A 25,459-nucleotide genomic window follows, 5' to 3' on the forward strand; every position below is an offset into this window, starting at 1 on the left:
GTGATTGCTTTTAGTCTTTTAATTCCGGATATCTTTTGGTCTATCAGTAATTTTCAGTCAATGGCATCTCAAATTCCCGTCTTAGGAATTTTAACGCTTGCAATGGCATTACCGATGCTAACAGGTGGAATAAATCTTTCTATTATTGCCAGTATGAATGCTTGCTCACTCATTATCGCTTATTTTATTACTCAGTACACCGGTATTTCTTGGCTATTTATGTCGATTATATTGAGCCTCTTCTGTGCATTAGTGATCGGTTTGCTCAATGGAACACTTATCGCCATTATTCGAGTTTCTCCGATTCTCGCTACATTAGGGACAATGACATTAATCAATGGTATTAATATATTAGTAACAAATGGATCTACAATTGCAAACTTCTCTGACAGTATTTTAAATATTAGTGCATCTACATTTTTATGGATTCCTACTCCTATTTTAATATTCTTATCGCTTGCAGGGGGGATATGGTTCTTCCTAGAAAAAACATCTATTGGCAAGACAATCTATTTCATTGGTAATAATGAAAAAGCGACCTATTACTCAGGTATTAATACGAAAAAAGTACTCATTTGGGTCTATATAATCTCATCTGTACTTTGTGTATTCGCTGCTATTTTAATGATGTCAAAACTTAATTCAGCCAAAGCCTCTTACGGCGATTCTTACTTACTAATCTCTATTCTTGCTACTGTACTAGGCGGAATAAATCCAGATGGTGGTAAAGGGAAATTAATAGGTATTATGTTAGCTCTTGTCTTACTTCAAGTCATTGAAAGTGGCTTAAATATGCTTGGTATTAGTAGTTACATCACAATGATCTTGTGGGGCAGTTTATTGTTACTATTTATCTTCTTACAAAAAAATCATATTTTCCTATTAAAACGTTAACAGGAGTAAATTATGCAAAATGAGAAACAACTAATTGAACAAGGCAATATAGTCATTGGTATTGAATTAGGCTCAACCCGTATAAAAGCGGTATTAATTAGTACCGAAGGAACAATACTCGCTACCGGAGGAGCCGACTGGGAAAACAGACTGATTGATGGCATTTGGACATATCATCAAGATGAAGTTTGGGAGAAACTCCAAGCAGCATATAGTGATTTAGCTAAAACCGTAAAAGAAAAATACCATGCAATTATTCGTTCAGCGAAAGGGTTAGGCATTAGTGCAATGATGCATGGTTATTTGCCTTTTGATAAACAAGGAAAACAGCTCGTTCCATTTAGAACTTGGCGAAATAATATTACCTTAGAAGCATCTGAAAAATTAACAGAGCTTTTCCAATATCCGATTCCCCAGCGTTGGAGTATTGCTCATTTGTATCAAGCCCTATTAAACAATGAACCACATTTAAAGGAGGTTGATCATATCACGACATTATCTGGTTATGTTCACTGGCAACTCACTGGAGAAAAAGTCTTGGGAATTGGCGATGCTTCAGGAATGTTTCCGATTGATACAGATTCTCACTCCTACAACAAAAAGATGCTTGCCCAATTTGCACAATACATTTCTCAATTTAATATGCCTTGGCAGCTGAATACAATCTTACCAAAAGTGTTGGTTGCCGGTGAATCAGCAGGCAGATTAACTGAACAAGGTGCAAAATTACTTGATCCAAGTGGTAATTTACAAGCAGGAATCCCGCTATGTCCTCCTGAGGGAGATGCGGGTACAGGTATGATTGCAACTAATTGTATTAAAGAAAAAACGGGAAATATTTCAGCAGGAACGTCTGCATTTGCAATGATTGTGCTAGAAAAAATGCTGTCAAAAGTTTATCCAGAATTAGATATCGTGACTACACCAGCAGGAAAATTAGTCGCAATGGCACACGCCAATAACTGTACATCTGATATTAATGCTTGGGTTAATTTATTCGGGGAGTGTTTGGATACATTTGGAATCCATGTGTGTACAGAAGAATTATATGAAATACTGTTCTTACATTCGCTACAAGGTGATGCCGATTGCGGTGGGCTACTTTCCTATGGTTTTCACTCTGGGGAACATAATGTCGGTTTATCTGAAGGTTGCCCTATGTTCCTACACCCAACGAAAGCCAATTTTAACTTAGCTAATTTTATGAGAGCCCACCTTTACACTGCTTTTGGGGCGATGAAATTGGGGATGGATATTCTCATTAACCAAGAAAAAGTAGAAATTTCCCGTATATTAGGACACGGTGGTATTTTTAAAACAGAGGGAGTTGCACAGAAAATTCTAGCTTCAGCACTCAATATACCACTTGCAACAGCCAGCACAGCATCAAACGGAGGAGCTTGGGGGATTGCATTGTTGGCTAATTTCTTAACATACTCTGACAAACAAACATTAGAGCAATATTTGGATAAGTGTATATTCAATACCACTCAACTCAATCTCATTCAACCTGATAAAACGATGAGCGAAGGATATGAACAGTTTATGCAACGATATAAAAGAGGGATTTCTGTAGTGGAGAAAGCACTCTATCTAAATATACCTTAGTATTTACCCCAAATATAAAAACCGTTTGAATAAACTATCCAAACGGTTTTTTATTTATACAAGCTATTGCAAATTTTCTCAAAAAAACAACCGCTTGTTGCTTAATCGACAATTTCCACAGTGGAATTTGTGCTTAAACCTCGCACTAATTGCGATCCTTTTCTTGCACGTTCGCCGCGGTAGTTATCAATATCGCTTGGTTTGAGCGTAATTTTGCGTTTACCGGACACAAACACGAGAGATTGTGTCGGCTTAATGACCAATAAACGAGCTAGGTATTCATCGCCTGATTTTGCCGCTGCTGCGGAAATATTGATGATTTTATTGCCTTTGCCTTTCGATAATTCAGGTAATTCGCTCACTGGGAACACCAACATTCTGCCGACATTACTCATCGCCACAAGCGATAAATTTTCATCGTTTTCCAATAATTGCGGCGGCAGCACTTTTGCATTTTCTGTTAAAGAAATGACCGCTTTCCCCGCTTTGTTGCGAGAAACCAGATCTTCAAAAGTACAGATAAAGCCGTAACCTGAATCTGATGCCATCAGCACTTTAGTGTCTGAATTTGCCATTAGCACTTGCTGAATGGTTGCCCCTTCAGGTAAGGTAATTTTGCCTGTCAGCGGTTCGCCTTGTGAGCGTGCCGATGGTAATGAAGTCGGATCTAACGCATAAGCTCGCCCTGTGCTGTCTAAAAAGACTACTGGTTGATTACTTCTGCCTCGTGCGTGGGCGAGATAGCCATCACCGGCACGGTAGCTTAAGCCTTCGACCTCAATATCGTGTCCTTTGGCACAACGTACCCAGCCTTTTTCCGAGAGGATTACTGTTACATCTTCAGTTGGGGTTAAATCGCTTTCGGCAATCGCTTTCGATTCCGCACGTTCCACCAATGGCGAACGGCGAGGGCTGGCAAAGGTTTTCGCATCTGCCAGAATCTCTTTTTTGATTAAGTTGTTTAAACGGCGTTCCGAGCCTAAAATCAGTTGCAGCTCATCACGCTCTTTTTCAAGCTCTGATTTTTCCGCTTGTAATTGGTGTTCTTCCAATTTTGCCAAATGGCGTAAGCGGAGGTTTAAAATCGCTTCGGCTTGAATATCGGTTAAATTAAAGCGTGCCATTAATTCCGCTTTCGGTTCATCTTCGTTACGGATAATCTCAATCACCTCATCAATATTCAAAAAAGCGATCATCAAACCGTCTAAAATATGCAAACGGCTTAAAATTTTATCCAAACGATAATTTAAGCGACGAGTTACCGTTGTGCGGCGGAATGTAAGCCATTCCGTTAAAATCGTCAGTAAATTTTTTACTGCCGGCTTGCCGTCTAAGCCAATCATATTCATATTGACTCGATAGCTTTTTTCCAGATCGGTTGTTGCAAAAAGATGATCCATTAAGGCATCAAAATCAATGCGATTTGAGCGTGGTACAATCACAATACGAATCGGGTTTTCGTGGTCAGATTCATCACGAATATCATCCACCATCGGTAATTTTTTATTCCGCATTTGAGTGGCGATTTGCTCAATAATTTTAGATGGCGAGGCTTGGTGTGGGAGCGATGAAATTACAATTTCGCCCTCTTCTTTTTTCCACACTGCACGCATTTTAATTGAGCCACGACCTTGCTCATACATTTTCGCAATTTCTGCTTTTGGCGTGATAATTTCCGCCTCAGTTGGGTAATCCGGTCCTTGTACCACAGTCAGAATGTCGTCTAATGTGGCTTTCGGATTATCCAATAGCATTACGCTTGCATCAGCAAGTTCGTTGATATTATGTGGCGGAATATCCGTTGCCATTCCCACCGCAATCCCCATCGTACCGTTAAGCAAAATATGTGGCAAACGGGCGGGTAAATATTTTGGCTCTTCAATTGAGCCATCAAAATTCGGCTGATAATCAACCGTGCCTTGCCCCAATTCGCCTAACAATACTTCTGCGATTTTAGAGAGTTTGGATTCGGTATAACGCATTGCGGCGAAGGATTTCGGGTCGTCCGGTGCTCCCCAGTTCCCTTGTCCATCAACCAATGGATAGCGGTAAGAGAATGGCTGAGCCATTAACACCATTGCCTCATAACAAGCACTGTCGCCGTGTGGGTGGAATTTACCTAACACATCCCCCACCGTTCTAGCGGATTTTTTATATTTTGCCGAGGCGTTTAAGCCTAATTCCGACATTGCATAGATGATACGGCGTTGCACAGGTTTTAAGCCATCACCGATAAACGGCAATGCCCTGTCCATAATTACATACATTGAATAATTGAGGTAAGCGTCTTCGGTAAAACGCTTAATCGGCATCTGCTCAATGCCTTCGTAATTGATTTCAGTCGTCATTTCTGATTTATTCTTATTGGAAAAATGAGCGTTATTTTCTACGATTTAACGATTTTAGTCTAGCTTGAAACGCAAGCGGTCATTTTTGTTTATCATTTTGCAAAAAATCATCAAAAAATAACCGCTTGCATAAGCAAAAAATAGGCGATTTTTTATGAAAACTTCTGTACAATAGACAAGTTTTATTTTTTATATTGAGAGGCGGCTATCAAAAATTCTTTTAGTGTTTGAGAGTTTTTTTGCTAGTCGCAATTTAGAAAAATAAAACGAAAATAATAGTAAATTCTTAAAAAGGAAAACAGAATGACTCCAATTGTTAAACAATTTAAATACGGTCAGCATACCGTAACATTAGAAACAGGTGCTATCGCACGCCAAGCAACGGCGGCAGTAATGGCAAGTATGGACGATACAACCGTATTTGTTACCGTTGTGGCAAAAAAAGATGTGAAAGAAGGTCAAGATTTCTTCCCATTAACAGTAGATTACCAAGAGCGTACTTACGCGGCAGGTCGCATCCCGGGTGGTTTCTTCAAACGTGAAGGTCGTCCATCTGAAGGCGAAACTTTAGTTGCTCGTTTAATCGACCGCCCTGTTCGCCCACTATTCCCGGAAGGTTTCTTCAATGAAATCCAAGTAATTGCAACTGTGGTATCGGTAAACCCACAAATCAGCCCGGACTTAGTGGCAATGATTGGTGCATCAGCAGCATTATCATTATCAGGAGTGCCGTTCAACGGTCCTATCGGTGCAGCTCGTGTTGGTTTCATCAATGATCAATTCGTATTAAACCCAACCACCAGCGAGCAAAAAATCAGCCGTCTAGATTTAGTGGTTGCAGGTACAGATAAAGCCGTATTAATGGTGGAATCTGAAGCAGATATTTTAACTGAAGAGCAAATGCTTTCTGCGGTAGTATTCGGTCATCAGCAACAACAAGTGGTGATTGAGAACATCAAAGAGTTCGTAAAAGAAGCGGGCAAACCACGTTGGGATTGGACTGCACCGGCTCCAAATACTGATTTGATCAACAAAGTGAAAGCCTTAGCTGAAGCTCGTATCGGTGATGCTTACCGCATTACTGAAAAACAAGCTCGTTATGAGCAAATTGATGCGATTAAAGCAGAAGTGATCGCAACCCTAACAGCAGAAGATGAAACCGTATCTGAGGGTGCAATCGTTGATATTATTACTTCGCTAGAAAGCTCAATCGTTCGTAGCCGTATCATCGCAGGTGAGCCTCGTATTGACGGTCGTACTGTGGATACTGTTCGTGCATTAGATATTTGCACCGGCGTGTTACCTCGCACCCACGGTTCTGCGATTTTCACTCGTGGCGAAACCCAAGCGTTAGCAGTGGCAACTTTAGGTACAGAACGTGATGCTCAAATTATTGATGAATTAACGGGCGAAAAATCTGACCGTTTCTTATTCCACTACAACTTCCCTCCATACTCTGTGGGCGAAACAGGTCGTATCGGCTCACCAAAACGCCGTGAAATCGGGCACGGTCGTTTAGCAAAACGTGGGGTGTTAGCCGTAATGCCAACCGCTGAAGAGTTCCCGTATGTAGTACGTGTGGTGTCTGAAATCACTGAATCTAACGGTTCATCTTCAATGGCTTCTGTATGTGGTGCATCTCTTGCGTTAATGGATGCCGGCGTGCCAATTAAAGCAGCTGTTGCAGGTATCGCAATGGGCTTAGTGAAAGAAGATGATAAATTCGTGGTTCTTTCAGATATCTTAGGTGATGAAGACCACTTAGGCGATATGGACTTTAAAGTAGCCGGTACTCGCAATGGTGTTACGGCACTACAAATGGATATTAAAATTGAAGGTATCACGCCTGAAATTATGCAAATTGCGTTAAACCAAGCAAAAGGTGCTCGTATGCACATTTTAAGCGTAATGGAACAAGCAATTCCTGCTCCACGTTCAGATATTTCTGACTACGCTCCACGTATTCACACGATGAAGATCGATCCGAAGAAAATCAAAGATGTGATTGGTAAAGGTGGTGCAACTATCCGTGCATTAACCGAAGAAACCAATACTTCAATTGATATTGATGATGACGGTACAGTGAAAATTGCCGCAACTGACGGCAACGCAGCGAAAGCAGTAATGGCTCGTATCGAAGAAATTGTAGCAGAAGTGGAAGTAAACCAAATCTACAACGGTAAAGTAACCCGTGTTGTTGATTTCGGTGCATTTGTGTCAATCTTAGGCGGTAAAGAGGGTTTAGTTCACATTTCACAAATTACTAACGAGCGTGTAGAGCGTGTAGCGGATTACCTGCAAGTTGGTCAAGAAGTACAAGTGAAGGTGGTAGAGATCGACCGTCAAGGACGCATCCGCTTAACAATGAAAGATCTTAACAACACAAATTCAGAAGTGAATGCAGAAGAAACTGTATCTGAAGAGGTTGTAGCAACAGAACAAGAAAATATCTAGTTCTGGATTATAAAGGCGAATAACGGATACAATACTATCCGTTATTCAGTTTTTTAGTGTTCCTTAATAAGGATAGGCAGTGATGGTACAACTGTTTAAGTTGTTTCGAATCCGTTTCTTTTTACTTAATTTAGTTTCTGTTCTCGTGCTAACAGGTTGCACTGGTCGTTATTCTGATTTAGTCTCAATAAAGAACTTAGCATTAGCAGAACTTAATCCCCAACTTCGTTTTGAACAAGAAGCAATGATGGTAAGGCTCAGCCAAGTATTGGAAGAAGCTCCATTAACGCCCTCTGAACAAGCAGACCTCTATTTTGAAAGAGGGGTTATTTACGATAGTTTGGGATTGTGGTCTCTAGCCCGTTATGATTTTGCTCAAGCGATTTCGATTAATCAACGAATGGCAGCAGCTTATAACTATATGGGATTATACCTTCTACTTGAAGGCGATTACGACAGCTCAATTGATGCCTTTAATGCCGTATTAGAGTTAGATAACGAATATAGTTATACTTATCTAAACCGTGGATTGGCATTCTACTATAGTGGTCGCTACTCCGAATCTCAGCGTGATTTATTACGTTTTTACGAAGAAGATAAAAAAGACCCTTATCGCGTGTTATGGCTCTATTTTAATGAGCTGGAACTTACGCCAACAGAGGCTAAAAATAATTTACAAAAAAGAGCTAATGCCCTTTCTCCTGATTATTGGGGGACAAATATTGTAAATTATTTTTTAGGCAAGCTAAATTTAGCTCAACTTCGTGCTATAATGGATAGTGAAGCTAAAGAAAATAGCTCACAATATGCAGAAATACTGACAGAAACGTATTTCTATTTAGCAAAACAACAACTCAAATTAGATCATAAAGATGAGGCAATCAGCCTTTTCCGCCTTGCTTTAGCAAATCAAGTGTTTAACTTCGTTGAGTATCGTTTTGCCCTGTTTGAACTATCACAAATTCGTGGTATGACTCAAACATCTCCCATTGTTGAATAGGGAAATAGGACAGACAAGCGGTTAATTTTGCAAAAAAACTTACAAAAATAACCGCTTATACTCAGGGGATTTTTAGAGCATTACGCTTTGTTATTTCGTTTCTTCCTAATCTCAACAATATAATTTTTTTATTGAATGCGGCAACAGGAAATAGCCTTTATTTTCTGTTCTCTGCCATTCCCAACTAAATGGTTTTTTATGACAACTGAATCTTTAACTTTTGCCGACTTAGGCTTACCTCAATCTATTCTTGATGCTGTGAACGATATGGGCTTTGTAAACCCTTCACCAATCCAACAAGAATGTATCCCTCATTTATTAGCCGGTCGAGATGTGCTTGGAATGGCACAAACCGGAAGTGGAAAAACAGCAGCGTTCTCTTTACCTCTATTAGCTCAAATCGATCCAACACAACGCCATCCACAAATGTTAGTGATGGCACCTACTCGTGAATTAGCAATCCAAGTGGCTGATGCCTGTGAACAATTTGCGAAAAATCTCAAAGGTACTCGTGTAGTTACTATTTATGGTGGACAACGTTACGACATTCAACTTCGTGCATTAAAACAAGGCTCACAAGTTGTTGTAGGAACACCTGGGCGTATTCTTGATCATATTCGTCGTGGCACATTAGATTTATCTGAATTGAAATTTATCGTATTAGACGAAGCGGATGAAATGCTCCGTATGGGCTTTATTGACGATGTTGAAACCATAATGGCTGAATTACCGGAAGATCATCAAACTGCCCTATTCTCAGCTACAATGCCAGAGCCGATTCGTCGTATTACCCGCCGCTTTATGAAAGATCCGCAAGAGGTCAAAATTAAAGCGACTGAACGCTCTGCTCCGGATATCGAGCAAAGTTACTGGTTAGTAAACGGTTTCCGCAAAAATGATGCGTTATTACGTTTCTTAGAAGTGGAAGAGTTTGATGCGGCAATTATCTTTACTCGTACCAAAACAGGCACTATCGACATTACCGAATTATGTGAACGCAACGGCTACCGTACCGCTGCCTTAAACGGCGATATGACTCAACAAGCCCGTGAGCAAACTTTAGAAAAACTTCGTTCAGGTCGTTTAGACATTTTAGTTGCAACTGATGTTGCTGCTCGTGGTATTGATATTGAACGCATTAGTTTGGTTATCAACTACGATATTCCACTTGAAGAAGAGTCTTACGTTCACCGTATCGGTCGTACCGGTCGTGCCGGTCGTTCAGGTCGTGCATTATTATTTGTTGAGCCTCGTGAACGTCGTTTATTACGCAACATTGAAAACCTAATCAAAAAACCAATTAATGAAGTGGCAATTCCAAACCACGAAGTATTAATGGAAAAACGCCGTGAGAAATTCAAAGCCCGTATTTCTAAACAATTAGAACATCACGATTTAGAAAAATATCGTGAGTTACTGGAAGATTTATTCACAGCAGACCAAGATCACGAAGAATTAGCAGCTGCAATGATGATGTTATTGCAAGAAAAACAAAAACTCATTCTTCCACCGGACCCTGTCGTTCGTGCCGCTCGCTCAGAACGTGGACGTGATCGTAATGACAGAAACGATCGTAGAACTGGTCGTGAGGAACGTCAAGGTAGCGGTATGGCAATGGATTTATATCGTATCGAACTTGGTCGTGAAGATGGAGTGGAAGTACGCCATATCGTAGGTGCGATTGCAAATGAAGGCGATATCAGCAGCCGTTATATCGGGCATATCAAGTTACACGATACCTACTCGACTATTGAATTACCACAAGGTATGCCAAAAAATTTAGTGCAACACTTTGCTAGTAAAGCCCGTGTGTTAAGTAAACCAATGCAAATGAGCTTATTAGGACCGGCAAACAGTGCAAGCAATGCTAGCCCGTTTGATGGTGGTCGTGGCAAAGGTGAGCGTCGTGATCGCAATGATAGAGGTGGTCGCCGTGATGGCGGTTTTAGTAAAGACCGTAAAGGTGGCTTTAAAGAAAAACGCTTTAGCGAAAAGCGTGGTCGCCGTGATTAATTAACAAAATGCCCTAGTCAATAGGGCATTTTTCATATTACACTATTTTACAAGCGGTCTTTTTTCTATATTTTTTTGCAACTATGTTTATAAAACCTAATCAAATTTCTTGTTCAACAGAAATTTCCGAACAAGATATTGCCTTTATGCAATACGCTTTAGATTTAGCTGATTTAGCTGAAGCAAAAGGCGAAATACCAGTAGGGGCGGTATTAGTCGATAAAAATCAAAATATCATTGGAAAAGGTTGGAATCAAACGATTCAATTATCTGATCCCTCCGCTCACGCTGAAATGCAAGCTATCCGCCAAGCAGGGCAAATGATTGGTAATTATCGACTATTGGATTGTACGCTCTATGTAACACTTGAACCCTGTCCAATGTGTGCAGGGGCGATTTTACATAGCAGAATTGGTCGGTTGGTGTTTGGTGCAAGTGATTATAAAACAGGTGCAGTAGGCTCACGTTATCATCTATTTGAAGATTATAAAATGAACCATTTTTTAGAAATACAAGGCAACGTGCTAGGGAAGGAATGTAGCCAAAAGATAAGCGATTTTTTTAAGAGAAGGCGAGAAGAAAAAAAGCATAATCATAAGTAAAAAGGCATAGTAAAAAATGTGCTATGCCCTCTAAATGTACTATTGACCAACTGATGCTAAAATTCTATCTGCAAATTTACCGATACTAATACCAAAATTATTCGATTTGTTCCAATCCATTAAGGTACGGAAATTACTAGACACCAAAAATGCTCTGCCTGCCTCTTTATCCGGGCGGATTAACCAGACTTTTTTACCATTTAAGCGAGCCATTTTTGCCACTTCTTGATCATTAGGGTACGCAAGATACACACCTAATGACTGCCATTCAGCTAAGGTTCTTGCCTTATTGGCTTCAATGCCTGAAAAACTTAAATCCATTGGAGCAGATAAATTCACTTCCACTCCCCAAGGTAATTGGTCATCCCAGCCAACAGTTGAAAGATAATTTGCAATAGAAGCAAAAGCATCGGCCTCATTCTCCCAAATATCTTTTTTGCCATCATTGTTGCCATCAGCCGCATAGGTTAAATAGGAAGTTGGCATAAATTGGGTTTGTCCCATTGCACCGGCCCAAGAACCAAGCAATTCATAGCGTTTAATCGTACCATCATTAAGCATTTTCATTGCATTTACGAACTCTTGTGTGAAGAGCTTTTCACGGCGACCATCAAAAGCAAGAGTAGCTAATACCGAAAGCACATCAAAATCGCCTTGATTACGCCCGAAGCTGCTCTCCATTCCCCAAAGTGCCAGAATATACTCTTTTTGTACACCATATTTTTGGCTGGCTCGAGTTAAATCTGCATTATATTCATACCAACGTTCAACCGCTTGATTTACTTTGGTTTGATTTAATACTTTATTCAAGTAATTCGTTACGCCATTTGGATTTGGCGGTGGGGGCGGTAAATTTGGATCACGTTTACGAGCAGCTTGCTGCTGATCTAACTGAACTGCTCTCGCATTATAATTAATAAATTTCTGCTCATTTAATGTTTTTGCAGAAACGCCGGCACCTGCTGCTTTCTGCTTTAAGAAATGCACATAGTCATTAAAATTGCTGACTGAACGTGATTTCGTGTATTTTTCATCTAAGTCTAAACGTGAATACTGCTTGGAATTATCACTTGAGCACCCCACAAGGGCTAAGGTGATAATAGCTAAGGGTAAAGTAAAAAGTGTCGATTTCATCTGCTATTCTGTTAAGTTAATCATTCGGTTAGGACGAATTACATTATCACAAGTAACCTCCGCCACACCTAAAAATTGTGCATTATCGGAATATAGACGCACCAAACCATAAATTTGATTAGGATTGTCAAACCTAACTCTTTGACCAAAACCAACAGCTTTAGTTTGTTGTTCAGTTAAATTTATTTTAGTGAGGTTTGATACCGCTGTATCCATTGGTAATAAATGGCAATCCAACTCTGCAAGCGGTTGATTTTCCGCTAACTTTTGCAAATCTGCATAGCTTATCATTTTATCAATCGGATAATTCGCTACAGAGGTTCGGCGTAGCATAGTAACGTGAGCCCCACAACCAAGCACTTCGCCTAGATCATCAATAAGGGTACGAATGTAAGTGCCTTTTGAGCAGTGCACTTCTAACGTTAAAAACGGTGCATTGTACTCAATAAAATTCAGCTCAAAAATCGTAATCGGGCGTGCTTCACGCTCAATAGTAATCCCTGCTCTTGCATATTCATAAAGCGGTTTCCCATTATGTTTTAAGGCAGAAAACATTGTCGGCACTTGCAGAATATCGCCTCTAAATTGCCCTAAAGTTGCTAAAATATCCGATTTTGTTACATTTACTTCTCTGGTTTCAACGATTTCCCCTTCTGCATCGGAAGTATCTGTTCTTTCGCCTAATTTAGCGGTAACAAGATAACGTTTATCAGAGTCTAATAAAAACTGAGAAAACTTAGTTGCTTCGCCCAAACAAATCGGAAGCATACCTGTTGCCAAAGGATCTAACGCCCCGGTATGCCCCGCTTTGTTGGCTTGGAAAATCCGTTTTACCTTTTGCAGAACATCGTTTGACGACATTCCCTGCGGTTTATCTAATAAAAAAACGCCGTGAATATCACGACCACGCTTACGAGGTCTAGACACAATTAGTCCTCTTTATGCTTTTCTTCATCATTTTTGATCACACTAGACACAAGGTTAGACATACGCATACCTTCTACTAATGATTCATCATAGATAAAACGTAATTCAGGCACGATACGCAAACGCATTGCTTTCCCTAATAGCGTGCGAATATAAGGGCTGGCTTTTTCTAAGCCTTTCATTCCTTGTACAATCGCTTCACGATCATTATCAAATAAGAAGGTAACAAAGATTTTTGCATAAGCTAAATCTCTGGACACTTCTACATCTGAAACCGTTACCATACCGATACGAGGGTCTTTCACTTCGCGTTGTAAAATAACTGCAACCTCTTTTTGTAACTCTTGGGCTACACGGTCGCTACGTTTAAATTCTCTGGACATTTTCTATTTCCTATAATAGCGGAAAGGCACCCGTGCCAACACGCGTGCCGTTATTATGTAAGCGGTCAATTTTTACAAATTTTTTGCAAAATCAGACCGCTTGTTGATGATTAGATCGAACGCTTAATCTCAACGATTTCAAACACTTCGATTTGGTCGCCGACTTTTACATCGTTGTAGTTTTTCACGCCGATACCACATTCCATACCGTTACGGACTTCACCTACGTCATCTTTGAAACGACGGAGAGATTCTAGCTCACCTTCAAAGATTACTACGTTATCACGTAAAACACGGATTGGGTTGTTACGTTTAACCACACCTTCCGTTACCATACAACCTGCGATAGCACCAAATTTCGGGTGGCGGAACACATCACGCACTTCTGCTAAGCCGATGATTTCTTGTTTGAACTCAGGCTGTAACATACCGCTCATTGCCGCTTTCACATCATTTAATAATTCATAAATAATTGAGTAGTAACGTAAGTCGATGTTTTCCGATTCAATCACACGACGAGCTGAAGCATCTGCACGAACGTTAAAGCCGACCATAATCGCATTTGAGGCTGCGGCTAAAGTTGCATCCGTTTCAGTAATACCACCCACGCCAGAACCAACAATCTTCACTTTCACTTCTGCAGTTGAAAGATCCATTAACGACTGGCTGATAGCTTCTACCGATCCTTGTACATCGGCTTTCACAATGATGTTCAACTCTGCCACATCGCCTGCAGTCATATTGCTGAACATATTTTCTAATTTTGCTTTTTGCTGACGAGCTAATTTCACATCACGGAATTTACCTTGACGGTAAAGTGCAACTTCACGGGCTTTTTTCTCATCACGCACAACTGTCGCTTCATCACCTGCTGCAGGTACGCCTGAAAGACCTAATACCTCAACCGGAATTGATGGACCGGCACTTTCAATGTCTTTACCGTTTTCATCACGCATTGCACGAACACGACCGTATTCAAAGCCACAAAGTACGATATCGCCTTTGTTTAATGTACCTGATTGAACTAAAATGGTTGCAACCGGACCACGACCTTTATCTAAGTATGACTCGATTACTACACCACTTGCCATACCTTCTTTCACAGCGGTCAATTCTAACACTTCAGATTGAAGTAAGATTGCTTCTAAAAGCTCATCAATCCCCATTCCTTTCTTCGCAGAAACAGGCACGAATTGTACATCACCACCAAATTTTTCAGAGATCACTTCGTGTTGTAATAATTCTTGCTCTACACGCTCCGGATTAGCTTCCGGTTTATCAATTTTGTTCACTGCAACTACAATCGGAGCGCCCGCTGCTTTAGCGTGCTGGATAGCTTCGATAGTTTGAGGCATCACACCGTCATCAGCCGCAACTACAAGCACTACGATATCGGTCGCTTTTGCACCACGTGCACGCATTGAGGTAAATGCTGCGTGTCCCGGGGTATCTAAGAAGGTGATCATTTTACCGTCATCAGTTTCAACGTGGTAAGCACCGATGTGCTGGGTAATACCACCCGCTTCGCCTGCGGCAACTTTTGCTTTACGAATATAGTCAAGTAATGACGTTTTACCGTGGTCAACGTGTCCCATAATGGTTACAACAGGTGCTCGAGTTACTTTTTCTGCATCAGTATCACGATCTTCTAAAACCGCTTCTTCTAACTCATTTTCTTTACGCAGAATGACTTTATGACCCAGCTCTTCCGCCACTAATTGAGCGGTTTCTTGGTCAATAACTTGGTTAATTGTAACCATTTCTCCCATTTTCATCATCATTTTGATGATTTCAGTCGCTTTTACTGCCATTTTATTAGCAAGTTCCGCAACAGTAATGGTTTCACCAATCACAACATCCGCTTTTACAACCTGCACAGGCTTGGTAAAGGCTTGCTGTAATGCTGCACCTTTCTTACCGTGTTTACCTTTGCCTTTCACTTCTTTTTGGTTACGGCGATCGGCACTGCGTTCGTTTTTATCATCTTCACGACCGCCTTTTTTCGCTTTTGCCACACTCGCTTTACCACGCCCACGGTTGGCTTCGCTACGACGGTCGTTATCACGATCTGCTTCACGTGCGTAAGTAGAAGTAAAACGATCATCATCAAAGTCTTCATTGCTACTATTGTTGTTTGATTCTTCGAGTTCAATTTCTGCTAAACGACGAGCATTTTCCGCAGCACGTTTCGCTTCCATTTCTGCTTTTTGCTGAGCTAACTCTTCTTGCTTACGGCGTAATTCTGCTTCTTCTTTACGCTTCGCTTCTTTTTCCGGATCGACGGCTTTTTCTTGCTTAACTTGAGTTTGTGCTTTTGGTTTTTCTTCTTTTGCTTTGCTATTTGGCATTACAGGAGCAGAAGGTATTTTACTAGCGGTCTGTTCTGCCGCTTTTTTTGCAGCTGCTTCTTTAGCCGCTTTTTCTTTGGCTTCCGCTTCTGCTTTTTCACGAGCTAACTTTTCAGCGGCTTCTTTTTCAGCTTTTGCCTTTGCAGCAGCTGCTTCTTTTGCGGCTTTCTCTTGTAATGCTTTCGCATCAATTTTTGGTTTTTTCTCTTTTACTTCAACCGCTTTTACTTTACCGCTTGTAGTTGTAGCATTCACTTTACTCGCTTTGCGGGCACCGCCAAGCGAAAGTGTTTTTTTCTCTTCAGTCATCTTTTTTATCCTCTTTGCTTAGCTTAGTTGAACCAACAAATTTGACGAGCTGCCATAATTAACTCGCCTGCTTTCTCTTCTGAGAGCTCTTCAATATCAGCTAAATCATCAACACCTTGCTCTGCAAGTTCTTCAAGAGTTGTAATTTGTTTTTCCGCTAATTTGAATGCAATATGACGATCCATACCTTCGAGCGTTAATAATTTATCTTCAATTTGAGCTGATTTTAATAATTGCTCTTCTTCTAACGCTTTTTTGGTAATCGCATTTTTAGCTCGAGATTGAAGCTCTTCGACTAAATCCTCGTCTTCTAAGCCATCAATTGCCATTAAGGTATCAACCGGTACATACGCGATTGCTTCTAATGAAGTAAAACCTTCTTCAATTAATACTTGAGCAAATTCTTCATCAATTTCCAATGCTGAAGTTAATAAATCAATTACTTTACCGTCCTCTTCTGCACTCTTTTGCGTTAATTCTTCGTTTGTCATTACATTTAACGCCCAGCCTGTTAATTGGGTTGCTAAGCGTACGTTTTGACCATTACGACCAATTGCTTGAGCTAAGTTTTTTGATTCAACTGCAATATCCATTGAGTGAGCTTCATCGTTAATTACAATAGAACTTACATCAGCCGGTGCCATTGCATTAATCACGAACTGGGCTGGGTTTTCATCCCAAAGCACGATATCAACACGCTCGCCACCGAGTTCATTACTAATAGCTTGAACGCGAGCACCACGCATACCTACGCAAGCACCTACCGGGTCAATACGTTTATCGTGTGTTTTCACTGCAATTTTTGCACGAGAACCTGCATCACGAGCTGAACCTTTAATCTCAATCACACCTTCGCCAATTTCAGGCACTTCAAGCTTAAATAACTCTTCAAGCATCACAGGTTTTGCACGGGTAACAAACAGTTGAGGACCTTTTGACTCAGGTTTGATCTCATATAATACACCACGCACACGGTCGCCCGGACGGAAGTTTTCACGAGGGAGCATATCTTCACGCACAATCACCGCTTCGCCTTTGATGTCTTCCGTTTTACCGGCTAATTCAAGGAAAATATTATCACGGGTTACTTTTTTCACGGTTGCAATAATAATTTTGCCTAAATCTGAGCGGAATTCGTCAATAATTTTAGTTTTTTCAGCTTCACGGATTTTCGTTTTCACTACTTGACCGAAAGTTTGAATTGCTACACGACCAAATTCGATAGACTCTACTTCATCTTCAATAAAATCGCCTAGTTGTACATTTGGATCTTCAAATTGTGCAGCTTCTAAGCTGATTTCACGCGTCATATTACTCACGTTTTCCACAACTGCCCAACGGCGGAAAGTTTGGAAATCGCCGGTTTTGCGATCAACTACTACACGCACATCAATGTCTAAATCACGGCTTTTCTTCGTTGCAATGGTTAAAGCCGTTTCTAATGCTTCAAAAATCGCTTCTTTTGGTAATTGCTTTTCGTTTGATACTGCTTCTGCAGCTAATAAAATCTCTTTACTCATTTTGTCAGTTTGCCTTCATCTTAAAAATTAAAAACGGGAACTAAATTTGCTTTTTGAATGTTGCCAAATGCGAATTGACGATCTTCGTTATCTACGGTTAGGGTAATAAAATCGCCTTCAACTGCTTTGATTTGACCTTGCCATTTACGGCGGTCGAACATTGGAATACGCAAATGAATAACTACATCACGCCCAATAAAACGTTCATAATGAGCAATAGTAAATAGCGGTCTATCTAACCCCGGCGAAGAAACTTCTAAGTTATATTTATCTGCAATCGGGTCTTCCACATCAAAAATCGCACTGACTTGACGACTCACATCGCTACAATCATCAATGGTTACACCGCCCTCTTTATCAATATATAAGCGAACCGTTAAAAAACGTCCCGCACGTTGGCATTCAATGCCGACTAATTCAAAGCCTAATGCTTCAATAGAATCCAGCACAAGCTCTTCTAATTTTTGTTCTAAGGTTGCCAAATCAATCTCCAAATATAAAAAAAGCCGGATAAACCAGCTTTGATACGTTAATTTCTGTACCAATTTCCGTAAAAAAACCCCAGACGGGAAACCGTGGGGCTTTAAGCGGTTTGTTTTTTTATGATGCAGCGACAACAAGCGGTCTTTTTTTGCTAATTTTTTGCAAAATTAATTAAAACACCATATAAAACAAAACTCACAACTTTAACCAAAGCTGTGAGCTTAAAACTGGTTGCGGGGGCTGGATTTGAACCAACGACCTTCGGGTTATGAGCCCGACGAGCTACCAAGCTGCTCCACCCCGCGTCTGATGTGGTGCATTATAGACTTTTAAGCTAAGAATGCAAGCACTTTTTAATATTTTCGCCCTAATTCCTCTTGATAGAACATTTTTAATCCATTTTTTGATTTTTCACTTACATTACCATAGAGCATTTGGTAATAATAGTCATAAGCCAGCACATTTTGCACATAGCCTCTGGTTTCATAAAATGGAATACTGGCAATGAATTCGTCCATTGCTAAAGTACCTTTACTCCGACCAAGCCACTGCTCTACACGCCCAACACCTGCATTATACGCTGATGATATCAAAATGCGGTTGTTTGGATATTTTTCATTTAGCTCCATTAAATGTGTTGTGCCAAGCATAATATTATTGAACGGTCTGAATAGATCCCGCTCGCCCTTGAAAGATAAATTATTATCTTTAGCTGTTTTTTCTGCTGTTGCCGGCAACATCTGCATTAACCCTCTCGCATTCGCGTGTGATTGAGCTTGTGGATTCCAAGCACTTTCTTGGCGTGCAATGGCTTGTGCAAATGATTTACTGATTTTCTTATCCTGTAAATTCAACTCAAACCAATCTGAATAAGCATTAGGCAAGCGTAAATCAATATTATCAAAAGCTTTTATCTGGATTGTACCCTCGACCGCTAAATCATACCAATTTTGCTCTTTCGCATATTTGATCACCGCAAGTTGAGCTTTGGCAGGCGAACTCTCTCCTGTTTCAACTTTTACATTATTGATCAAATTAATCCAAACTCGCTTAGCCTGATCAATTTGCCCGAGTTCTCGCAACTCTTGAATACGCTCAAATTGATTTTCATACAATTCACGCTGAGCCTGCGTTAGATCTGCCACTTCAATAATAGGAAATTGATAAGCAACCCCTAATTGTTGAGCAGCCAACATTGGATAAAATCCACGCTCTTTGATTAGCTCTTCAAATATCGTTTTACGCTTAGCTTCATTTTTTTCGATTTTAGCCGTCCAGTAACGCCATTCTGTTTTCCCTTTAGCCTCTTGAGAGAGTGATTGCAACCACTCATTTAAATCCGTTTTTTGCCAGATAGCCATACGCAATCTGCGTTCTAATAAATTATCAGTCCCTAAGGCTTTAATCTGTTCATCACGCCAGAGTTGGAATGTTGGCTCTTCATTATCAAAATGTCGGCTAATAAAAGCAACTTTTAACGCTTTAAGTTCATCTTCACTAAATTGATATTTCTCCGCCCATAGTTGATATTGTTCAAATGTTGGATTATCCAGTTTCTCTGGCTGGGTGCGGATATATTTTGGCAATAATTCCACAATAATTGCTTTATTTTCTGCATTAAACGATGACTCAAGCGGTTGATTTTCAATAAAATTTTGCAATTCTTTCGGATTACTCACAACTTTTTCAACTGAACTGAGCCACGTTTTCAAATTTTCATCCGTTGCATTAATTGCTAAATTTGTAATCTCCGCATTTGCATTTTGTTTGACTAATTCGACCGCTTTCAGACGCACTTTCTCATCTGTCTTGAAACCCTGATCCCGCCAATAACTTTCTAAATTCGCACAATCAGAGGTTAATTTAGAATTAGCAAGCCAAAAAGCCTCAAACTCTTTCACTAGTGCCGATAATTCTGCATTTTCCACTTTTTGTTCTACCGCAGGATTAATCTGAGCGTTAGTTGCGGCTATTTCATAACGTGCTGAAAACAGACGGCATTGATCCGCTAACTGTGTTGGCTTCACAACTATTGCATACTCTACTAATTCTTTAAATTTTTGCTCACGATAGAGCTGTTCAAACATAAAGTTCTGCAACTGTTTTTGATACAAAGAATCCGGATATTTTAAAATAAATGCTTTAACTTCGCTTACTGTGGCTTGTTTCAAAGTCATTTTAGCATTTAACAACTTCCATTCTGCGTCCATTTCTAACGGATAGCCCGATAAAGTTGCTAATAAACGCTGAATAACCTGTACTGTTGCGACTGATAAATTCTTTTGGCTGACTGCCACATCGACCAAATAATTAATTTGCTGGAAATTTTCTCTCTGCTTTAAACGTAAATTTTCTGCGTGCTGTAACTCTTTCTGGTAAATAGCCAACCAATCATTTTTTAATTGTTTTAATTCTGTTTCAGTGTAACTTTTTAATGGCTCTTTCTCGGCTCCTGCCGCAAATGTATATTGGCTTGCTAAAAATACAGCAAGCAATGTTTTCTTCCACATAGTTTTTCTCCTTAGTCGTTAGCTTTTGGCAGAAAAAGGGCAATAAAGTTCAACTGGATTATTCTAAGAAAATATTGAATTAAAGTAAAAATGATGAGTTTTAATGGAGGCGTGTCCCGCCTCCGTTTTTAGTGCTTAACTAATTGATTTTGAAAGGAGTGAATTTTAAACTTCGCCTAGTAACTACCATTTCAACTACCATTTTGAAATGGTGGTTTTACTGGCGTTTTTATCACAATTTTGTGATGTCAAATCCACATTGGGAAAGGTAATCACCCCATAATTGCATTACAGGCGTTCTTTGGTTGAGGTAGTCGTGGCGGTTGTAGGTTTGCTCTAGCTCATCTTTTATCTTGTGAGCAAGTACCGTTTCGGCAGTATTCTTCTCTATTCCTTGATCCGCTAAGTATGTGCGTATAATCGAGCGAATACCGTGAGATGTCAAGATCCCTTTGTATCCATTTCTTTTTAATGCCATATTTACCGTTTCGCTCGACATTGGCTTCCCATTTGTTTTGAAATGAGGAAAGACAAATCGGCAGTCCCCTGTGAATTGCCTTATTCTATTCAACACTGCTATAGCCTGTGATGATAACGGCACAATATGCGTCCGTTTTTCTGCCCGGCGACCTTTCATTTTTTCTTTTGGAATTGTCCACGTCTTATTTTGCCAGTCAATTTCACTCCACTCCGCACTTACGACCTCTGCCGGTCTTACCGCTGTTAATAAGCTCCAGAAAATCAGTAATTTTGTTTTAATATGAGTTTTAGACTCATAAATATCTTGAATCAATTTTGGCACTTGTTTTGGTGGAATAGTCGGATTATTTTTTGCAGCAGCAAAGTGAAATGCTTTGTGAGCTTTATGGCAGTTGTGAAATTCAATAATGCCGGTATTCTCCGCAAAATCCATTATTTCAACCACCAATCGTAACGTTTTGGCAAGGGCATTAGAATGACCTCTGTCATACATAGGCTGCACAACGGAGATCAGGCGTTTAGAATTAATTTCACTTACCGGCACATCCCCTAAAATAGGGAATATATGGTTCTCCAATCGCCGCCAATCCTCAAGCATTGTATTTTCCATTACGATTTTAGACTTAAACGATTGTTTCCATCGTTCTGCAATGTTCTTAAAGGTATTTGCTTGAATATCCTCTTGTTGCCGTTTTTGTTCGGCTAAATACGCTATCGGATCAATGTTTTGTTCGAGCAAAGCTCGATACTCAGCACGTTTTTTTCTCGCCTCAACTAAGGATAATTGGGGATATATGCCTAATCTGACACTTGTTCGCTTACCGGTAAACGGCTTTTTATAATCTAACCGCCAAATTTTATTATTGGCGGTAATTTTCATATAAAGCCCATCGCCATCACGTAGAGGGCTATCATTTTCGGTTGCGATTTTGATCTGCTGCATCGTAAGCGGTTTGATAATAATAGCCATAATAACCTCTAATTACCTAAATATTTCTCGACTTTGGAAATGTTATAAAATACCCTTCCTCCAATTTTGATTGGTGCAGGAAAATTGGGATCATACTGCTTACTTTTAGGATTACCCCATCTATCCAAACTTATTGGGTGAACTCCAATTTTCTTAGCAAGATCTATTCTTCTGATATATTCGGTTTCCATTGTTTTCTCCCAGATAATAAAAAACCGCTTGGTTACAAGCGGTCGATTTTGTTTAAAAATTTACTGTTAGCGTTGAGCCATACAAATTTTGCCATCGCAGTCATTTTGCAGATCTAAATAGTCTGCGGCAACTGCAAAAGCAGTTAAAAATAGAATAATTTTTGCGTATTTCATCGTCTAATCCTCAAAATTTGGATGTGGAAACCCGCCGCTTGATGTTTCACAAGCGGTCGGTTTTGTGAATGTTTTACTAATTAGAATTTAGCTATACGCACTGATTTTGTCGGTTTAGCAAAATGGCTTTCGAGTTCACGCATTGGTCTTGGGTTATGCCCGAAGTCTGCTTCAGCACTGAGGCGATAAACCAACTTGCCGATGTCGTGTAGGTGTCTGCCGTATTCGTAGGCGATGGAATGAGCTTTTGGAGCGTATGAACTGCCTAGAGCTTCTAATGCCGGCGTAATCTCTTTAATGAAACCAGCCATATGATTAGCCTCGAACCATAACCACGCTAAATCGACTGCTTCGTGGTTGATGATGTTGTGATTAAAGATTTTCTCGACGGGTTTTGGTGATGCAAGCGGTCTAATTTCCGTTGAATTTTGCAAAACCTCTTTATCGAGAATATCCAGCACCCATTTGCGGAACTCTTTGGCGACTTTGGTTCTTGCGAACATTGCGATAAGGTGAGCACCACGCAGTGAGAAAATCCGCACTTGTTGTTTGCCGCCGTTGGTCTGCATTTCGATCAGGGCGGTCATTTCGGGGGTAAATTCGTCTGCGTTGCGGTCGTAGATTTGTTTAACTGCACGAACAGGATCTGTATAGGATAATGCTAAGCCTAAATCAGTTGCTGAAAAGAAAGTTTTGTTGTTACGATTGATTACTGCGATAGCAGTATTTTGAAAAGTTAAAGTTGTCATTTAAGACTCCGCTCAAATAAGTTTATAAAACTCATCACAAGCAACGCCAATTACTGGTGATGAACTGATCAAGGTTGGCGTACCGTAGAGCGGTGTCACGGCGATCTTTCGATCCCTCAACCAGTCCATCATTGACAACTTTAAAGGGTGGTTCAATTTGAACCTACCTTTGAAAGGTTTGATTTTCTGATTTCGGCTATAAAAAAAGCCGCTTTGTGCGACTATCATTATTTCCGCACCACTCATTCAGGAACGCCAATTCCCGACTTTCTGTTGAAAGTGCGGTTATCTTATCGAAAGAGCGGTTGGAATGTCAATTAATTTTTCAATTCGTATGTTTTTAACACCAATTCTTTATAGGCTTGAATAAGCGGTGCAAATGGCTTTTCATCTTCCAAATTTGTTGGAAATGCAAAATTTTCTTTTACATCTTGGAAAACAAAATTAATCAATGTATCGCTTATGTAGTAAGCAGTAATGACAAGACTTGTAAGTGTTTTAGGATAGCTGTTTTCGTTTTCTTCCAGAGCAAGAGCCAATTTGAATGTGATATTAGGTTCGCCTAGGGTGCTAAATTGGGCTTTTAGTTGATGGAATTCGATAGGTACATTATTTTCATCAAGTAATCTTACATATGGCTCTGTCGGTTCTTGATTTAACTGTTTCCGATAAAGCTTTTCAAGCAGACCAAGATCTGTAGCAAGTGCAATTTGAAGTTGGCGAATTTGTTCCCGTACTAGAGCTCTACGTTGAGAAAGTTTATTCGTATATTGGGAATACTGTTTACATAAATCTTGATAGGTAAGAGTTGTCATTTCGTTCTCCTATTTGAATTTTACATACAAAAAAAGCCGTTTATGGACGGCTTGAAAGTGGATTTAGTCTAAATGAATTTAGTGGCGGTTGTCAAATCATTGCCGCAATAATTTTTGTTGCAACCGTTTTGATTACATCAAAGCTCAAATCAAGGCTTTTACTTTGGACAGTGGATTTTACTTTATTCCATACGCTGTCATTGCGGATTTTGTCTAAAAATTCGTGTCCTTGCCAAGTCAGGCTAGTTGCAGAAAAATCTTCCTCTTCCAAAGAAGAAACATCTATTGCCTCAATCAGCCCAGCATTACTTAGTAATTTATAATGATAGGCAACCGTTTTTGCATCATAGCCCTTAATATCAGTAGATTCTAGCCAACTGGTGCTGTCTGCTTTTTCTTCCAGTTTGAGTAGTATTTTGCGGATTAAATCCCAGTTGCGTTTCATCTTACTCTCCAAATTTTAGATATAAAAAAAGCCACTCGATAAGTGGCATATTGTGATAATAGATATTAGGGTAGCCCAATCGTCATAATCAATAAATTTAACACATTCTTCATAGACACCTCCTTAAATAAACGACATGTATAAACAAAAACATCTTTGAATATTTGAAAAAGGGTTGTTATTACAACAAAACTATTTATTAATGAGAAAATTGATTGAGTTTCCCCTAGGACTTGAGCTACCCTAATATCTATCTAAATCAATATTAATCAGAGACTTGCTAATTGTCAAACACCAATATCTATTTTTGCGATCTGCATCGAAAAAATAACTATCCAATCTGACAGCAAAACGCTTTCATAGTAACCTCTCCAAAAACAACGGAGGAAACTATGAAAGAACTTTTCAAACAATGGTTAATGAATCAGAACTCGCCATTCATCAACGGCTGTGGAATTGACTGCATTTTGTCGAAAGTTGATGACCGGCTAAATATAACCAATGCCAGCGAAGAAGAAACCGAAACGCTACAAGAGTGGTTGGATGCCTTTATGCAGACTGTTTCGGTTTTTGTTGCGTAGGTTCTATAAATCTTCCTCTTTCACAAATACGCCATCAATCATTTTGCCTTTGCGGTCTTTGATTTGAACCCAAGCAAAGAGGAGAGCTGTTTGTACGTCTGTTTTGTAGAACTGAGTGATAAGCTCAAGCTGATTTTCAAAGCCACTTAAGCTATCTTCTAATCGGGATAAATCACAACCTCTAGATAATTCGCTTGCCACATTGCCTAAATCAATATTGGCTTGAACAATCTGAGCCGCAACTCCACAATTAAAATTGGTATTATCGCAATGACTAATGCTAAACAGTTTTTCCATTTTGAGCTGTTTACGCATAATTGTACAAACCACAAGGCAATCACCAACACTATCTAAAATAGTTTCAAATTCATTGGTTGCGACACCTGCACATAACTCTCCAAATTCCTCCATCAGCTTGAGCATTTGCTTTTGTGGGCTAGAGCCTTCAATTAAGTTACGATCTTCTGCCCATTGTTCGATTTTTTGAATTAATCTTTCCATTTTTTGGTCCTTGTTAAATT

General features: G+C 39.8%; 21 protein-coding genes and 1 tRNA gene. 7 read left to right on the forward strand and 15 right to left on the reverse strand.

All coding sequences use genetic code 11. From position 1 onward, the window contains the following. Positions 1-60 precede the first annotated feature (60 nt). Positions 61-894, forward strand: a complete 834-nt coding sequence (locus V6W77_RS05475) for an ABC transporter permease (RefSeq protein WP_346433284.1) — start codon at positions 61-63, stop codon at positions 892-894. Positions 895-906: 12 nt separating this feature from the next. Beyond that, complete coding sequence (locus V6W77_RS05480) at positions 907-2,502, forward strand: FGGY-family carbohydrate kinase (RefSeq protein ID WP_334254030.1); 1,596 nt, start codon at positions 907-909, stop codon at positions 2,500-2,502. Between the two features lie 101 nt (positions 2,503-2,603). Here the strand turns inward: V6W77_RS05480 and parC are convergent, their stop codons facing one another. After that, the gene (gene parC / locus V6W77_RS05485; RefSeq protein WP_334254031.1) at positions 2,604-4,850 is read right to left on the reverse strand and encodes a DNA topoisomerase IV subunit A; all 2,247 of its coding nucleotides are present in this window, start codon (positions 4,848-4,850) and stop codon (positions 2,604-2,606) included. Between the two features lie 303 nt (positions 4,851-5,153). Here parC and pnp point away from each other — a divergent pair, with 303 nt between their 5' ends. From pnp to tadA, 4 genes are all read left to right on the forward strand, one after another. Then, positions 5,154-7,304, forward strand: a complete 2,151-nt coding sequence (gene pnp / locus V6W77_RS05490; protein WP_176671279.1) for a polyribonucleotide nucleotidyltransferase — start codon at positions 5,154-5,156, stop codon at positions 7,302-7,304. Between the two features lie 82 nt (positions 7,305-7,386). Next, positions 7,387-8,304 carry a lipoprotein NlpI gene (nlpI, locus tag V6W77_RS05495; protein WP_334247828.1) on the forward strand — a complete coding sequence of 306 codons (918 nt, stop codon included), beginning with the start codon at positions 7,387-7,389 and terminating at the stop codon, positions 8,302-8,304. A 198-nt stretch (positions 8,305-8,502) separates the two neighbouring features. Further along, positions 8,503-10,317 carry a DEAD/DEAH box helicase gene (locus V6W77_RS05500; RefSeq protein WP_025236133.1) on the forward strand — a complete coding sequence of 605 codons (1,815 nt, stop codon included), beginning with the start codon at positions 8,503-8,505 and terminating at the stop codon, positions 10,315-10,317. Positions 10,318-10,400: 83 nt separating this feature from the next. Next, positions 10,401-10,919, forward strand: a complete 519-nt coding sequence (gene tadA, locus V6W77_RS05505) for a tRNA adenosine(34) deaminase TadA (protein WP_051411627.1) — start codon at positions 10,401-10,403, stop codon at positions 10,917-10,919. Between the two features lie 39 nt (positions 10,920-10,958). Here tadA and V6W77_RS05510 read toward each other — a convergent pair whose 3' ends face one another. The 13 genes from V6W77_RS05510 to V6W77_RS05570 all read right to left on the reverse strand — a co-directional run bounded on the left by V6W77_RS05510 (position 10,959) and on the right by V6W77_RS05570 (position 24,357). Beyond that, positions 10,959-12,053: a lytic murein transglycosylase gene (locus tag V6W77_RS05510; RefSeq protein ID WP_334254032.1), complete on the reverse strand. Its 1,095-nt coding sequence runs from the start codon at positions 12,051-12,053 to the stop codon at positions 10,959-10,961. A gap of 3 nt (positions 12,054-12,056) precedes the next feature. Further along, entirely contained in the window at positions 12,057-12,980 is a 924-nt protein-coding gene (gene truB, locus V6W77_RS05515; RefSeq protein WP_334247831.1) for a tRNA pseudouridine(55) synthase TruB, read from the reverse strand. A gap of 2 nt (positions 12,981-12,982) precedes the next feature. Next, positions 12,983-13,363, reverse strand: coding sequence for a 30S ribosome-binding factor RbfA (gene rbfA, locus V6W77_RS05520; RefSeq protein WP_025247616.1), 381 nt, complete (start codon positions 13,361-13,363; stop codon positions 12,983-12,985). A 110-nt stretch (positions 13,364-13,473) separates the two neighbouring features. Then, positions 13,474-16,020, reverse strand: coding sequence for a translation initiation factor IF-2 (gene infB, locus V6W77_RS05525; protein WP_334254033.1), 2,547 nt, complete (start codon positions 16,018-16,020; stop codon positions 13,474-13,476). 23 nt (positions 16,021-16,043) lie between these two features. Continuing rightward, entirely contained in the window at positions 16,044-17,540 is a 1,497-nt protein-coding gene (gene nusA / locus V6W77_RS05530; RefSeq protein WP_025236138.1) for a transcription termination factor NusA, read from the reverse strand. A 20-nt stretch (positions 17,541-17,560) separates the two neighbouring features. After that, the gene (gene rimP / locus V6W77_RS05535) at positions 17,561-18,022 is read right to left on the reverse strand and encodes a ribosome maturation factor RimP (protein ID WP_025236139.1); all 462 of its coding nucleotides are present in this window, start codon (positions 18,020-18,022) and stop codon (positions 17,561-17,563) included. A 229-nt stretch (positions 18,023-18,251) separates the two neighbouring features. After that, positions 18,252-18,328 (reverse strand) — tRNA-Met (locus V6W77_RS05540). A 48-nt stretch (positions 18,329-18,376) separates the two neighbouring features. Next, complete coding sequence (locus V6W77_RS05545; protein ID WP_334254034.1) at positions 18,377-20,533, reverse strand: transglycosylase SLT domain-containing protein; 2,157 nt, start codon at positions 20,531-20,533, stop codon at positions 18,377-18,379. A gap of 232 nt (positions 20,534-20,765) precedes the next feature. After that, entirely contained in the window at positions 20,766-21,983 is a 1,218-nt protein-coding gene (locus V6W77_RS05550) for a tyrosine-type recombinase/integrase (RefSeq protein ID WP_334254035.1), read from the reverse strand. A gap of 8 nt (positions 21,984-21,991) precedes the next feature. Continuing rightward, on the reverse strand, positions 21,992-22,174 hold the full coding sequence (locus V6W77_RS05555; RefSeq protein WP_334254036.1) for a helix-turn-helix transcriptional regulator: 183 nt from the start codon (positions 22,172-22,174) through the stop codon (positions 21,992-21,994). Between the two features lie 254 nt (positions 22,175-22,428). After that, positions 22,429-23,097, reverse strand: a complete 669-nt coding sequence (locus tag V6W77_RS05560) for a P22AR C-terminal domain-containing protein (protein ID WP_334254037.1) — start codon at positions 23,095-23,097, stop codon at positions 22,429-22,431. A gap of 317 nt (positions 23,098-23,414) precedes the next feature. Then, on the reverse strand, positions 23,415-23,912 hold the full coding sequence (locus tag V6W77_RS05565; protein ID WP_334254038.1) for a hypothetical protein: 498 nt from the start codon (positions 23,910-23,912) through the stop codon (positions 23,415-23,417). 91 nt (positions 23,913-24,003) lie between these two features. After that, positions 24,004-24,357: a DUF2513 domain-containing protein gene (locus V6W77_RS05570; RefSeq protein ID WP_334229166.1), complete on the reverse strand. Its 354-nt coding sequence runs from the start codon at positions 24,355-24,357 to the stop codon at positions 24,004-24,006. A gap of 392 nt (positions 24,358-24,749) precedes the next feature. On the opposite strand from V6W77_RS05570, the gene V6W77_RS05575 reads away from it, so the two are divergent. Next, positions 24,750-24,938 (forward strand): hypothetical protein, encoded by a 189-nt coding sequence (locus tag V6W77_RS05575; protein WP_334229165.1) that lies wholly within the window; start codon positions 24,750-24,752, stop codon positions 24,936-24,938. Between the two features lie 3 nt (positions 24,939-24,941). On the opposite strand, the gene V6W77_RS05580 is transcribed toward V6W77_RS05575, so the two are convergent. Beyond that, positions 24,942-25,439 carry a MazG-like family protein gene (locus V6W77_RS05580; RefSeq protein WP_334229164.1) on the reverse strand — a complete coding sequence of 166 codons (498 nt, stop codon included), beginning with the start codon at positions 25,437-25,439 and terminating at the stop codon, positions 24,942-24,944. Between the last annotated feature and the right edge of the window lie 20 nt (positions 25,440-25,459).

Origin of the sequence: Mannheimia indoligenes (genome assembly GCF_036880405.1) — a bacterium.
Classification (GTDB): domain Bacteria; phylum Pseudomonadota; class Gammaproteobacteria; order Enterobacterales; family Pasteurellaceae; genus Mannheimia; species Mannheimia indoligenes.